Below are 14,573 nucleotides of genomic sequence, written 5' to 3'. Positions count from 1 at the left end.
TTATTCGGCCTCCGGCTCGGCGACATTGAGGGTGGCAAGGGCTGCAATGATCATGGAGCCGCCGGCAAACACAAGGCCATAGATGGCCTGGCCGGCAAACAGTTCACTGACCAACAGGCCCAGGGTGGTGGACGCCACAATTTGTGGGATCACGATGAAGAAATTGAAGATGCCCATATAGATGCCCATCTTGTGGTGGGCGACCGCGCTTGAGAGCAGCGAATAGGGGATCGACAGGATCGATGCCCAACCAAAGCCGACAAGCCCCATGGACACCACCAGCCAGTCTGGGTCGGTGACCAGATAGAAGGACGCCAGCCCAATGCCGCCGAGCGTCAGGTTCAGCATGTGGATTTTACGGCGGCCGATCCTGTTGGCGCAAAGCGCGATGAAGATGGCAGCGCCGATGGTTACGATATTGCGCACCGAATTCAGCACGCCGGCCCAGTTGGCGCCGGTATTATAAAGCTCGCTTGACGGGTCCAGGGCGCCAAAATGGAAGGCCGTGACCGCCGGCGTGGTGAAGGACCACATGGCGAACATGGCAAACCACGAAAAGAACTGCACGACGGCCAGCTGCTTCATGACCGTGGGCATCAGCATCAGGTCATCTGTGATTTCCACAATGGCGGATGTGGTTTTTCCTTTGGCTTTGCTGGCTGACACGATCAGGCGCAGCAGGCCAAACACGGCCACGCCACCTGACAGGATATGCAGCCGGTAGGATCCATCTGTCATATAGATAAGAAGCGAGGCGGCGGCGCCGACAATAAGCCACAGGAGGCCGCCTGATTTATGGCGCTGTGGCGTGATCAGCGCCCTCTCTTCATCTGACTGGGTGTGCGCAGCGGCGGCTTCGCCAATCGCCTGCTCGGCTTTGTTGAAGGCTTCAAGTTCCTCGGGGGCATACTCCTTGGTGGTGAAGACAGTCCACAGCACGCAGATCAGCAAAAAGATGCCACCGGTATAGAAGGCGTAAACAACCGAATCCGGGATGATGCCGGGATCGGCCTCGTTCGCCACACCGAACATGTTGGTCATGATCCACGGAAGTGCCGCGGCAACCGATGCACCAGTGCCAATGAAGAAGGTCTGCATGGCATAGCCAAGAGACCGCTGGCGGTTCGGCAGCATGTCACCCACAAAGGCGCGAAATGGTTCCATCGCGATATTGAAGGAGGCATCCATGATCCACAGCATGCCTGCCGCGATCCAGAGTGTCGGCGAGTTGGGCATAATCAGAAGCGCAAGTGTCGACAGAATCGCGCCATAGAAAAAATAGGGGCGTCGGCGGCCAAGCCGGGTCCATGTCTTGTCGCTCATATAGCCGATGATCGGCTGGACAATCAGGCCCGTAAGCGGCGCGGCCACCCACAGGATGGCAATTTCGTCGATGTTGGCGCCCAGCGTCTGGAAGATACGGCTGACATTGCTGACCTGCAGTTCGAAGCCGAACTGAATGCCCATAAAGCCGATACACATGTTCCAGATTTGCCAGAAGCTCAGCGCAGGTTTTTGCGTCATGCGATGATCCCGTTCCCTATAATAATGCGGCACCGAAGAATCGGGCCTCCCTTCCTGTTGTCTAGGATTAGCAATTTTTGCAAAAAATGCAAAAAGAATATTGCAAAAGACATCTTTGCAAACTTGCAAGGCAGCTAAATCGGTCGCTTATGACGCGATATATCACTCTATAACCCTTTATATGAGCCAGTGTACGCAAAACTGTTGCAGGAAAGGCACAGTTTGCATGGTCGCTGCAATAAATAGCAAAAATATGAAAAAATGACTTGATGTTTGCAAAGTGATGCGCGAACTTTCGACGCAGGGAAAGTTGCGGAAGTTTAACTTTTGGCCAGTAGGATCGGCCTGTGGGTTTGCTTCCAGGGTTAATACAGGGAAGGGAAGGCTTCATGCGTACCTCTAAATTTAAGTCTCATTTTTTATCCTTTGCGTCGGCTTCCGCCATCGCATTCGCCGCACAGCCTGTGCTTGCACAGGACAGCTCATCTGACACCGATGAGGACGAAGGCGTACAACTGGAAGAAATCGTTGTTACGGGCATCCGTGCATCGATCATGAGCTCGGTTGCCCGCAAGCGGGAAAGCAGCTCCATCGTGGAAGCGATCTCAGCGGAAGACCTGGGCAAGTTGCCTGACGCGTCTATTGCCGAATCGATTGCCCGCCTGCCGGGTCTTGCTGCACAGCGCCTTGACGGCCGCGCCAACGTGATCTCGATCCGCGGTCTGGCGCCAGACTTCACCACCACCACACTGAATGGCCGCGAGCAGGTTTCTGCAAACAACGGCCGTGCGGTTGAATATGACCAGTATCCATCAGAGCTGATCAACGGCGTGACCATTTATAAAACGCCGGACGCCAGCCTGACCAGCCAAGCTGTTGGTGGTACCGTTGACCTGCAGACCATCAAGCCTCTGGCGTACGGCGAGCAGGCCATTGTAGTGAACCTGCGCGGCGAATATGCGGACCTGGGTGCGCTCAATTCCGGCACGACGGCGCTTGGCTACCGCGCCAGCATTTCCTACGTTGACCAGTTCAACGACGATCAGGTTGGCATCGCGCTTGGTTACGCGCGCATGCTGTCACCAACGCAGGAAGAGCGCTGGAACAGCTGGGGCTTCCCGGAAGCGGCTGACGGCAACCTGATCATTGGTGGCGCCAAGCCTTATGTGAAATCGAACGAGCTGACGCGCGACGGCTTCCTGGGTGTGCTTGAATATGCACCACACGACAGCAAGTTCCGCACAACCATCGACGCCTATTATTCCAAGTTCGATGACGAGCAGACCCTGCGCGGTATTGAAATTCCACTGGCATGGTCTGGCGCGCAGCTGCAGGACGGCTACACAGTTGAAGATGGTCTGATCACGCAGGGTCAGTTCAACGGCGCAGAGGTTGTGGTGCGTAACGACTTCGTAAACCGCGAAGCTGAAACGCTGGCCATCGGCTGGAACACCGAATATCAGGTGAATGACAATCTGATGATCGAACTGGACCTCAGCCACTCCAGCGTTGACCGTATCGAAAGCAACATGGAAACCTACGCGGGTACCGGTCGTGGTAGCGGCAATGGTGCCACTGATAACCTGGGTTTCACCATCGGTGCGGACGGCAACGCTGTCTTCACCCATGGTCTTGACTATTCTGATCCGAACCTCATTCAGCTTGGCGGTCCGCTTAGCTGGGGTTGGGGCCTGTTTGTTGCTGGCTTCTATCCAGATGATCAAGCCCAGGACGGCTTTATCAACGCACCGGAAACCGATGACGAACTGTCTGCCGTGCGCCTGAGCGCCGAACAGTTCATGGACGAAGGCTTCCTGTCCAGCGTTGAATATGGTGTTCGCTTCTCAAAGCGAAGTAAAACGCTTCTGGACCAGGGCTTCTTCCTGACGCTCAATGAATATCCAGCGGACGTTCCGGTGCCAAGCCAGTTCCTTGAGGACCCAACGTCGCTTGAGTTTATCGGCATGGGTGATGTGCTTAGCTACGACGCGCAAGCGCTGTTTGAAAGCGGAGCCTATGTGATCAATGACGAAGCCGCCAGCACGCAGTCCCGTCTGACTAACAGCTGGACCGTGACCGAGAAAGTTGTGAACCTGTATGCCCAGGCCAATATCGACACCGAGCTTGGTAACCTGCCGGTTACCGGTAACGTCGGCCTGCAGGCTGTTTACACCGACCAAAGCTCAGATGGTTGGGCAGCCAAGACAGTAGACAACCAAGTGGTTGCAGCACCTGTTACGGAAGGCACTGATTACTGGGACTTCCTGCCAAGCCTGAACCTCAGCTTCAATCTGGATGACAACAACAAGCTCCGTGTTGGTGTTGCACAGGTTCTGGCACGTGCACCAATGGCTGACATGAACGCAGGCTTCGGCTTTGGTTTCGACCAGCAGAACCTGATCTTCACCGGTGGTGGCGGTAACCCGAACCTGAAGCCGTTCAAGACCTGGCAGTATGACCTGTCATACGAGCACTATTTCGGTGAAGGCGCTTATGTGTCGGTTGCTGGTTTCTACAAGCAGATCACAAGCTTCCCGTTCAGCTCGTCTGAAACCTATGACTTTGCGGAAGTTCTGGGCCCACTGGGCGAGGACCTGACGTTTGTCGACGGTGACGGCAATGAGTTTACGCTTTCGACCATCGGTCGCCGCGACTTCAAGGACAACGTAGACGGCGGTAAGATTTACGGTATCGAACTTTCGGGTTCCCTGCCGTTCGCGAACTTCTCGGAAGCGCTTGACGGCTTCGGTATCCTTGGTTCGGCTTCCTTTACCAAAAGCTCGATCATCGATCCGAACAGTCAGGAAAAAATCACGCTTCCAGGCCTGTCGAAGACTGTTCTGAATGGTACGATCTACTATGAAAAGTATGGCTTCCAGGCACGTGCCAGCGTTCGTCACCGTTCTTCGTTCCTGGGTGAAGTTTCCGCCCTCAGCCTCACCCGTGTGAAGGTTGATGTGGAAGCAGAAACCATCGTTGATGCGCAGCTTGGCTACGACCTCAGTGAAGTTGGTGTGGATGGCCTGACCGTTCTGTTCCAGGTGAACAACCTGACGAACGAGCCGTTCACCACCTTCTACAATGGCGATAGCCGCCAGGTGCGTGACTTCCAGAACTATGGCCGTACCTTCCTCTTCGGTCTGAACTATAAATTCTAGTCAGATCCGGCTGAGGCTGGTTGAAACAATTGCCCCTGCCGATATGATCGTCGGCAGGGGTATTTCTTTTTCAGGGTTTGGGTGAGGGCTTAGCGTGCAAGAGAACAGCATCAAGAAACTGGTAATCGTGGGCGGCGGCACCGCCGGCTGGATGGCGGCAAGCCTCCTCGTCAAGTTGATGCGCGGCCAGCTTGAGATTGTCCTCATTGAATCCGACGATATCGGTACCGTGGGCGTGGGCGAAGCCACCATTCCGCCCATCCAGATTTTCAACAATGTGCTGGGGTTGAATGAAGACGAGTTCGTCAAGGCCACCCAGGGCACCTTCAAGCTGGGGATCCAGTTCGAAAATTGGGGCGCCGTGGGCGACAAATATATGCACGCTTTCGGGTCCATCGGTCGGCAGATCGGCATGGTGCCGTTCCAGCATTATTGGCTGCGCGCGAAAGAGGCTGGCTTTGCGGGTGACCTGTGGGATTTTTCCTTCAACTATCAGGCGGCGAAGGAAGACCGGTTCGACCGTATGCGCCAGATCCCCAATTCGCCGCTCGAGGGCATCACCCATGCCTTCCATTTCGATGCCGGGCTTTATGCGCGCTACCTTCGGAAAGGCTGCGAGCTTTCGGGCGTCAACCGCATTGAGGGCATGATCACCGACGTGTCGCTTGATAGCGCAAGCGGCAACATTGCATCCGTCACGCTCAAGGACGGGCAGGTGGTCGAAGGCGATTTCTTCATCGATTGCTCGGGCTTCCGCTCGCTCCTTCTCGGCCAAGCGCTTGGGGTTGGATATACGGACTGGACAGGCTGGCTGCCGTGCGACAGGGCCGTGGCGGTGCCCGCGGAAAATGGCCCGCGCATGCGGCCCTACACCCAGTCGATCGCGCATAAGGCCGGCTGGCAGTGGCGCATCCCGCTGCAGCACCGGGCAGGAAACGGCCATGTTTTCTGCTCTGACCATATCAGCGAAGACGAAGCCACGCAGACGCTCCTCGACAATCTTGAGGGCAAGCCGCTGGCGGACCCGCGGGTGATCCCGTTCAAGACCGGGCGGCGCGAGAAATTCTGGCACAAGAACTGTATCGCGGTGGGCCTGTCATCCGGCTTTCTGGAGCCCTTGGAGAGCACAAGCATCCATCTGATCCAGACCAGCATCGTGCGCTTCGTGCAGATGTTCCCAAGCCTTGGCCTGGATGCCACCAATATCGATGAATATAACGAGCAGGTGGGCTTCGAGTTCGAAAGCATTCGCGACTTTATCATCCTGCATTATCACGCGACCCAAAGGGACGACAGCGCCTTCTGGAAGCGCTGCCGCACGATGGAGATCCCCGAAAGCCTGAAGCACAAGATGGACCTGTTCCGGGAGACCGGCCGTATCTTCCGCTTCAATAACGAGCTGTTCTCGGAGGCCGGGTGGCTGCAGGTGATGCTGGGCCAGCGCGTGATGCCGAAGGCCTACCACCCGATGGCTGACGGCTTGAGCGACAAACAGCTCAGGGAATATTTCACCAATTTGAAAACCATCATCAGCGGCACCGTGCCCAAGCTGCCAAAACAGGTCGACTTTATCGCCAAACACTGCGCCGCCGCACCGATGTAGCATCTATTCCGGACAGGCCAGGTTGATGAGCGTACGTGCGGCGTCTTTGGCGTCGGGGGCAGCGAAAGCCTTGCCCTGAATGTGTGCGGTGACAATCGCGCCTTCCTTGAGGAGCATCAGTTGCCGCGCCAGCGCTTCCGGCTCCTTGGCGCCGGCCTTGCGGGCCAGGTTTGCCATATGCTCCGTCAGGGCGCGCTTATGCATGGCCGCCATCTGGTGGATGGGGTGCGACGGGTCCTGAAACTCCGATGACGCCTTAATGAACATGCAGCTGTTGAAGCCCTCGCTCGCGATCCATTCCTGCAGTGTGTCGAAGCTGGCCATCAGTTGGCCCTTCGGCGAGTCCGCGCGCGCGGCAGGGCCTTCGGTCAGCAGGGCGGTGAACTGTTCATGCCGGCGCTCAAGCGTGGCCAGGATCAGGTCTTCCTTGGTCGCGAAATATTTATACATGGACGTCTTCGAGATGCCGGTCTCATGAACCAGCTTGTCCATGCCCGTGGCGTGGAAGCCGTCCCGGTAGAAAATCTCCAGGGCCTTGTCGATAAGTTCGTCCTTGCGCGACGGTCGCATGACTGATTCTTCCTTTGGGTACTGATCTGTTCTTTTTGTATCATTTTGGGCTTTCTTGATCCAGATAAGAAAAAATCCATAAAAATCAATATCATGAGACAGTATTTCTGCCCGTCACGTGTTTGTGATAAGGCTTCTCTTGACGAAATGTACCGATCTGTTCATTTTAATGTGTACCGATCAGTACATTTTCATATGGCGCGCGAAAGCGCTGGAAACGGAGGCATTCATGTCTGAGACCAAACGTATACTCTATAGCTTTCCCCTGTCGGGGCATTCACACCGGGCCGAGCTGGCGCTGTCGCTTCTGGGGCTCGATTTCGAGAACCGGGTGACGGACCTGCCGGCGGGCGAGCATAAATCCGACTGGTTTTTGAAGTTGAACCCCGAAGGCAAGGTGCCGGTTCTGGTGGACGGCGACGATGTGATTTACGAATCCACAGCCATCCTGACCTACCTTGCGGCCAAGTATGACACGGACAATAAATGGATACCGGCCAGCGCACATGGCCAGTCACTGGTGCAGCGCTATTTTTCCCAGGCCAGTGGGCCCTTGGCGGCAGGCCCCGCACGGGCGCGGTTGATCCAGGTTTTCGGCGCAAAATTTGACGAAGAGGAAACCATCACAAACGCCCACGCCTATCTTGAAGGGCTGGAGGCACAGCTTGAAGGCAGTGGTTTCCTTCTTGGCCAGGAAGTCACTTTCGCTGACGTGGCGCTCTATAGCTATGTGGCGCGGGCACCTGAAGGGTTCGTCAGCCTTGAGCCTTACCCCCATATTCGCGGCTGGCTTGCGCGCATAGAGGCGCTGGAGGGCTTCGTGGACATACCGCACACAAAGGTTTCAGCGGCCGCCTAGCGGCAGCTGTATGGCCGGGGCGGGCGTTTCCATTATCCCTGAGCAGGGATCCGCTTCGGCCAACCCCCACCACGAAGAGGCCCAGGAGAAAAACATGCCAGTAGACGAAGTGAAAGATGTGTTCAGCCCGTTTCACGACAGCGAGCTCGCCATCCAGGAAAGGCTGGGTGTGCGGGAAAAAGTGCATAAATATGCCAGCAAAATGGTGCGTCCCTACATGCCTGACCAGCATCGGGCGTTTTTTGAGGGCCTTTCGTATTTCTTTCTGGGGACGGTGGACGCGGAAGGCATGCCGTGGGCCCACATGATTTGGGGCGACCCCGGCTTTATCAGGTCGCCAGACGCGGAGACCCTTGTGTTGCCGCTTGCCTGTGTGCCGCCGGAGGCCCGGCATGTTGGGGCAGAAGTTGGCGGCCTTGGTCTGCTGCTCGAGAACCGTCGCCGCAACCGGGTGAATGGCCGCGTGGTTAGGGTGAGCGATGACAGCGTGACGCTGCAGATCACCCAGTCCTTCGGCAATTGCCCGCAATATATTCAGGCGCGCGTACCGGAGCCAGTGGCGCGGAAGTCGGGTGAGTGGCAGGAGGCCACCTTGTCCACCCGGTACCGGCACATGATTGAGACAGCTGACACTTTCTTCATTGCGTCTGCCGCGTCCCGGCTGGGCGTGGACGTCCGGCACGGTGTGGATGTCTCGCACCGGGGCGGCGCGCCGAGCTTCGTGAAGTTTCTGGATGACAGCACGCTGCTGTTTCCGGATTTTTCCGGCAACCGCCATTTCAACACACTCGGCAATATCCACGACACCGGCCGGGCAGGGCTGCTGTTCGTGGATTTCACGACCGGTGATCTTTTGCAGGTCAGTGGGGCCGCGGCCATCGTCTGGCCGGAAGACAGCCCATATGCGTACGAAGGTGCGGAACGGTTCGTGCGCGTCTCGATTGACAAGGTGAAGGCCACATCGGCCGCAGTGCCCTTTATCTGGCGGTTTCTGGGGGTATCCCCGCGCCTGCCGGCAGGGGCGGTGTGGACGCCAACGCCAGCACAAGGAACGGCGTCATGAAACCGGTAGGTCTTTCCAAAGTGCCGCCGCGCGCCCCTTTTCGGCATATTCTGTGGTCCTGGTGTGGCGGCATGCTGGCCATTGGGCTGATTGCCTTACTGGCAAAGGCATCCGCATTCCCGTTGATGATGGCGCCTTTGGGGGCCAGTGCTGTGCTGGCGTTCGGCGTGCCCGACAGCCCGCTGGCACAGCCGCGCAATATTGTGGTGGGACATGCGGTCAGCGCCTTTGTTGGTCTTGTGGCATTGTCGGTGTTTGGTGACGCCTGGTGGGTCGCAGGGGGCGCGGTTGCGACCGCCATCGCCGCCATGCAGTTGACGGGTACGGTGCACCCGCCTGCGGGCGCAAACCCACTGTTGGTGATCATGACGGGGGCTGGATGGGATTTCCTGTTCATGCCGGTGATCGCGGGTGCCGCCCTTCTGGCGCTGGTGGCTGTGGGTTTCAACCGGTTCGCAGCCAGGCGGGCGTACCCTGTTTATTGGTGAGGGCGGCTTATAGGGGAAGGATCAGGCAGGCTTTTTGGGCAGGTCGAAGGTCACGGTGGTGCCTTCGCCAAGCCGGCTTTCGATCTTAAGTGAACCGCCATGCAGCGTGACAAATTGTTCAACGATGGCGAGCCCCAGGCCCGTACCTTCAATGGCGTTCGTTGGGTCCAGATGGCCGCGGTCGAACCGGTGGGTGATGGTGGCCAGGCGGTCTTCGGGGATGCCGCGCCCGTCATCCATCACGCGGAACAGGGCACTGTCTTTCTGATCAATTACCTGGACCCAGACAAAGCCGTTCTCCTTACCGAACTTCACGGCATTCGACATCAGGTTGATCAGGATTTGCCGAAGCCCGCGCGGGTCGGCCCACACGGCCACAGGCGCCTTGCTCAGGTCCGGGCGGATCTGGATGCGTTTCTTGGTGGCCTGGGCGCTGACCATCACAGTGCAATCGCCAATGATTTCGGCGACATCAAGATGGGCCTTTTCAGGGGCGCGCTCGGCGGCATCGATGGCGGACAGGTCAAGAATGTCGTTGATCATCTGCAGCAGGAAGGTGCCAGAACGGTATATGTCGTTGCTGTATTCTTCATATTTGGCATTTTCAATGGGGCCAAACAGCTTGTCTTTCATGATCTCTGACATGCCGATGATGGCGTTCAGCGGTGTCCTGAGTTCATGGCTCATGTTCGCCAGGAAAGTGGATTTGGCCTTGTTGGCAGCTTCAGCTTCGGCCAGCGCCCGTTGCAGCGCCGCCTGGTCTGCTTTGGCGTCCGTGATGTCGCGGCAGATGGCGTAAAGTGCCGCCTGGCCCTGGTAGGGCACGCGGGTCAGCGTCACCTCCACGGGGAACACTTCGCCGGTTTTCTTGCGGTGCATCCATTCGAACCGGTTATAGCCTTCCTCAATCGCGATGCGCATCATGTCCTCGGCCTTTTCAAACGACGTCAGGCCGCAGGGCTGAAACTCGGGTGATACTTCCGATGGGTGCGCCTGTTCCATCTCCTCTGCGCTGGCATATTCGAACATCGTGGCCGCGCCCCGGTTGCACAGTTCGAACTTGTTTTCCGTCAGGATCATCATGGCGTCTTCGGACATTTCGAAAAGCTGGCGGTATTTTTCCTCGCTTTCGGCCAATTGTTTGTGGGTCTGCCATTCGGCCAGCCGGACGGCGAGCATGGAGGCCACCGTTGTCAGAAGGTCTTCATGGTCTTTGGTGAAATATCCGACGTCAGGGTGTTCACAGTCGATAATGCCATACAGCTTGTCGGCATAGACAATCGGCACTGTCAGTTCGGACCGCATGCCCCGCAGGTCTTCAATATAGCGCTGGTCCAGGCGGGTGTCGGCAATGCGCTCCGGCTTCAGGGTCATGGCCACGTGGCCGCTGATCCCTGCGCCCAGATCCAGCTCGATCTTGTTCTCGATAGACTGGTCCGGGCCCTTCTTTTCGCCGTAAGCGGCCCGTTGCACCAGCTTGCCGCGCTTGTCGTCATGCAGGTAGATCACGCAGTCCACGAAGCCCTGCTGGCCGACAACTTCTTCCACCACATACCAGACCAGGTCGTCCACAGACGACAGTCGCATCAGGTCCCGCGCAAACTTGTTCAGGATCTGCAGCTGTTCCTTGGGTCTGTTGTGCTTTGGCAAGCGATCATTCCTTGTGAAGGCCTTGGTGCGCCTTTCATAGCGCAAAAATGCTTAACGGGGAATTGATGGTGCCAATTTATCGCAGGGGATGAGAATGTGGTTTCACGCCAGCACGTTAGGTCGTCCGTTTGGCGGGGCAGTGTTTGGTAATGAAATCCGCGTGGCTGGGCATGGCAGCGGCGGTTTCTTCCATCACGCGCCTCAGGCCCTGAAGTCGGCCCTGATAGTCCACGTCCCGCGCGTCCGCCAGCGGGTCATGGCGCTCGGGCCAGATGCCCTGGCCGGTGAACACCGCCAGCCAGCTGGGGTTCCTGAACAGCTCAAGCTCGTGCGCCACAATGCGGCCGCCGCGCCGGAATTGTTCTATCTTGTAAGCCAGTTCTGCGGGGATTTCCATGTCCGCCACATACTGCCAAAGGGGCGCGTCGCGGCGTTCGGTGGCTTTATAGTGCAGGATGATAAAGTCGCGCGTGCGCTCATATTCGCCTGTTGTGATGCGGTTATATTCCTGAATGCCGTATTGGTCGAAATCAAGCGTCGGAAACAGCGCCAACAGCCGCGTGATGCCACTTTGGATCAGGTGCAGGCTGGTGCTCTCAAGCGGTTCCATGAAGCCCGCGGACAGGCCAATGGCCACACAGTTCCTGTTCCAGAATTTCTTGCGCCTGCCGGTTTTGAACCTGAGAAGTCGTGGGTCCGCCAGCGGCGTGCCGTCCAGATTGTCCAGGAGCGTCGCCTGCGCCTCATCGTCGCTGATATGCTGGCTTGCATAGACATAGCCGTTGCCGATGCGGTGCTGCAGTGGGATGCGCCACTGCCACCCCGCCTTGTGCGCCGTGGAGCGCGTGTAGGGCGTGAATTCCCCACCATGTTCGCACGGCACGGCCACGGCCCGGTCGCACGGCAGCCAGTGGGTCCAGTCCTCATATCCGGTTTTCAGCGTTTTTTCGATCAGCAGGCCGAAAAAGCCGGTGCAGTCGATGAAAAACTCGGCGTCCACCTTGGTGCCGCTTTCAAGTGTCAGGCTTTCGATGAAACCATCCGTGCCCCGCAGCGCCACATCCACCACCTTGCCTTCCATGCGCTTCACGCCGCGGGCTTCGGCATAGTCGCGCAGGAAGCGGGCGTACATGGTGGCGTCGAAATGATAGGCATAATCAAAGGTGCTCTGGACCATGCGGCGGTCCTGGGCAGGCACGCTGAACTTGCCGTTTTTCGCCATCACCCAGGCCATGGAATAATCGTCGATTGGGTCCACGGGGCCTTCCGCGCGGGCCTTGAGGTAATAGTGGTATAGCTGCACGGCGTCAAAGGGTGCGCCATATTCCCCGAACGGGTGGAAATAGCGGTGGCCTTCCTTGAACCAGTTCACAAATTCGATCCCCAGCTTGAAGGACCCTTCGGTGCGCTGTACGAACTCGGCTTCATTGATGCCCAGCGACTGATTGAAAATCTTGATCGGCGGGATGGTGGCTTCACCCACACCCACGGTGCCGATCTCTTCCGATTCCACAAGCGTGATCTCACAGGCGCCCTGCAGCGCGTTTGACAAGGCCGCTGCCGTCATCCAGCCGGCGGACCCGCCGCCGACAATGGCAATCTTTTTGATGTTGCGGTCGGTAGCGGTCATCACTCGCCTCGTGGCAGTTGCAGGATCATTGACTGGAGCGGTTCAAGCGTCAGGTCGATCATAGCCTGACTGTCCTGAACCACAAGCATCGCATCGCCGCCGCCAAGTTGATCGCCCAGCCGGTGGGTGCCGTCCGTCAGGCCCCAATTGGCCACAAGGTCTGAGGGTAGGAGGAGTGGCAAGTTGGCGGTATCCGTGTCTGAAAAGTTGGCGATAACCAGCAGCTTTTCCGCACCACTCCAGCGGGCGAAGGCGAACAGTTGGTCTGTGTATCCAGGCACATGCTGGCGGTTCACGCTGTGCAGTTCCTGGTACTCGCCCATCAGCGCCGAGCTGGTGGCTGAGAAGGTCATCACGCGCTCATAGTAGGCGCGCAAGTTCGCCTCATCTGCGGTCAGCGCGCCGCCGTCGAACTTGCCGCCGTTCATCCAGCGCTGGTGTGCGGGCACGCCGATATAATCGAAGATGCTGGTGCGGCTTGGGTCGCCAAAGCCCGCGTCCTCAGACCCATCCTCGCCCACGGCCTGCCCGAAATAAAGCATGGTGGGGGATGTGCGCAATGTGGCGGAGACAACCATGGCCGGCATGGCGCGCCACGGGCTGCCCGCGAATTCGGGACTGGCGATGCGTTGTTCGTCGTGGTTCTCAAGGAAATGCATCATGTGGGCTTCGATATCGCTGAGGCTCGCGATCTCGCGCGGCAGGGCGTCTGTGGTTTCGCGGCCCTGGATGATGGCCTTCAGCAGGTCATAAAGCCCGACCTTGTCATAAAGCACGTCCATCTTGCCCAGATGCACATAGTCCCTATAGAGCTTCGGGTTATAGACTTCCGCGAGCAGGAAGGCGTCCGGGTTTCGCGTTTTGATCGCGCTATTGAGGAAGCTCCAGAACTCCACCGGCACCAGCTCTGCCACGTCATAGCGGAAGCCGTCCACGCCCTGGTCCAGCCAGAAGAAGGCGACATCACGCATCTTGAGCCAGGTGTCCGGCAGGTCTTTGTCAGCCCAGAAGGCGGCGTGGGCGGGGTAGTCCCTGTCCGCATACCCTTCCGGAAGCGAAGGGAAGTCACGGCTGCCGTCGGGGCGCACACCGTAATTAAGCTTCACGGTCTCGTACCAGTCGTCGGCGCTTGGTTTGACCGACCGCGCGCCATTGCCGGTCCATTTGGCCGGTTTTTCCGCAAACTTGCCGTCCGCCAGCGGGTGCGCTTCTCCGCCTAGCGGCTCATAGCCCGCAGGGAAGTCCGGCACCTCAAACGCCTCGCCAGGGACATAATAGAAATTATTGTCGCGGGCATACTCGAGGCTCGTGTTGTCCGCCGCGCCAAAATCCTCCACGCCCGCAGGCTTCCCCAGCGAGGTGTAGCCCCGCGCCACATGGTTAGGGATGATGTCGATAATCACCTTCAGGTCGTGCTTGTGCGTGCGGTCGACGAGCGCGCGGAACTCATCCATGCGCCTGGCTGGGTCAGTCGCCAGGTCAGGGTCGACGCTGTAATAATCCTTCACGGCGTAAGGCGAGCCCGCGCGGCCCTTGATCACGTCCGGGTCGTCATTCGAGATGCCGTAAGCAGAATAATCCGCGATGACGCCGTGGTGCAGCACGCCCGTGTACCACACGTGGCTGACGCCGAGTTCCCTGATGCCTTCAAGCGCTTCATCGGTGAAGTCAGCAAACTTGCCGACACCGTTTTCTGCCCTTGTGCCCCAGGGCTTGTTCGTCGTGTTCTGGTTCCCGAATAGGCGGGTAAACACTTGATACACGACTGGCTTGCCTGTGCGCGCAGCCTCAGCCGTCGGTTCGGTTTCAGGGCTTGAACAAGTGGCGCTGGTGAGGGACGCTGCCGCCAGGGCGGCAAGGCAACCGATAAAAAACAGCCTGAAGATTCCCATAGTTCCCTCCTTCGACGTGGACGGAAGTATAGGCAAAACTGAAAACTTGTTGCAAATAAATCTGCAAGAAATGGCAAACGGCGACGTTTAATTTGCAGTTATTGTTATGTTTATTTAATTTATTTCAATACGTTAA

10 protein-coding genes are annotated in these 14,573 nt (G+C 57.8%); 5 read left to right on the top strand and 5 right to left on the bottom strand.

Annotation, left to right across the window (positions count from 1 at the left end):
* A complete protein-coding gene (locus tag KORLAC_RS05050; RefSeq protein ID WP_068303960.1) occupies positions 1-1,524 on the bottom strand; it encodes an MFS transporter in 1,524 nt (507 codons plus the stop codon).
* A 389-nt stretch (positions 1,525-1,913) separates the two neighbouring features.
* Here KORLAC_RS05050 and KORLAC_RS05045 point away from each other — a divergent pair, with 389 nt between their 5' ends.
* Together KORLAC_RS05045 and KORLAC_RS05040 are read left to right on the top strand one after the other, a co-directional pair.
* Positions 1,914-4,682: a TonB-dependent receptor gene (locus tag KORLAC_RS05045; RefSeq protein WP_068303958.1), complete on the top strand. Its 2,769-nt coding sequence runs from the start codon at positions 1,914-1,916 to the stop codon at positions 4,680-4,682.
* Positions 4,683-4,776: 94 nt separating this feature from the next.
* Entirely contained in the window at positions 4,777-6,285 is a 1,509-nt protein-coding gene (locus tag KORLAC_RS05040) for a tryptophan halogenase family protein (protein ID WP_068303956.1), read from the top strand.
* A 3-nt stretch (positions 6,286-6,288) separates the two neighbouring features.
* On the opposite strand, the gene KORLAC_RS05035 is transcribed toward KORLAC_RS05040, so the two are convergent.
* Positions 6,289-6,855 carry a TetR/AcrR family transcriptional regulator gene (locus KORLAC_RS05035; RefSeq protein WP_068303954.1) on the bottom strand — a complete coding sequence of 189 codons (567 nt, stop codon included), beginning with the start codon at positions 6,853-6,855 and terminating at the stop codon, positions 6,289-6,291.
* 229 nt (positions 6,856-7,084) lie between these two features.
* Between KORLAC_RS05035 and KORLAC_RS05030 the strand changes: the two genes are divergently transcribed.
* The 3 genes from KORLAC_RS05030 (at position 7,085) to KORLAC_RS05020 (ending at position 9,265) form a co-directional block, all read left to right on the top strand.
* A complete protein-coding gene (locus KORLAC_RS05030) occupies positions 7,085-7,714 on the top strand; it encodes a glutathione S-transferase family protein (protein ID WP_068304660.1) in 630 nt (209 codons plus the stop codon).
* A 94-nt stretch (positions 7,715-7,808) separates the two neighbouring features.
* Entirely contained in the window at positions 7,809-8,777 is a 969-nt protein-coding gene (locus tag KORLAC_RS05025; RefSeq protein ID WP_074519408.1) for a pyridoxamine 5'-phosphate oxidase family protein, read from the top strand.
* Positions 8,774-9,265, top strand: a complete 492-nt coding sequence (locus KORLAC_RS05020) for an HPP family protein (RefSeq protein ID WP_068303950.1) — start codon at positions 8,774-8,776, stop codon at positions 9,263-9,265. The genes KORLAC_RS05025 and KORLAC_RS05020 overlap by 4 nt, the downstream gene beginning before the upstream one ends.
* Positions 9,266-9,286: 21 nt before the next feature.
* Here the strand turns inward: KORLAC_RS05020 and KORLAC_RS05015 are convergent, their stop codons facing one another.
* From KORLAC_RS05015 to KORLAC_RS05005, 3 genes are all read right to left on the bottom strand, one after another.
* Positions 9,287-10,915 (bottom strand): sensor histidine kinase, encoded by a 1,629-nt coding sequence (locus KORLAC_RS05015; RefSeq protein WP_139167565.1) that lies wholly within the window; start codon positions 10,913-10,915, stop codon positions 9,287-9,289.
* A gap of 115 nt (positions 10,916-11,030) precedes the next feature.
* Complete coding sequence (locus KORLAC_RS05010; protein WP_068303943.1) at positions 11,031-12,545, bottom strand: tryptophan halogenase family protein; 1,515 nt, start codon at positions 12,543-12,545, stop codon at positions 11,031-11,033.
* Positions 12,545-14,437: an alpha-amylase family glycosyl hydrolase gene (locus KORLAC_RS05005; RefSeq protein WP_068303942.1), complete on the bottom strand. Its 1,893-nt coding sequence runs from the start codon at positions 14,435-14,437 to the stop codon at positions 12,545-12,547. Before KORLAC_RS05005 ends, KORLAC_RS05010 begins: the two co-directional genes overlap by 1 nt.
* Between the last annotated feature and the right edge of the window lie 136 nt (positions 14,438-14,573).

This window comes from Kordiimonas lacus, assembly GCF_001550055.1.
In the GTDB taxonomy this organism is placed as follows: Bacteria; Pseudomonadota; Alphaproteobacteria; order Sphingomonadales; family Kordiimonadaceae; genus Kordiimonas; species Kordiimonas lacus.
Note: the sequence above shows the minus strand (reverse complement) of the source record. Positions and strands in the feature narration are given on the sequence as shown.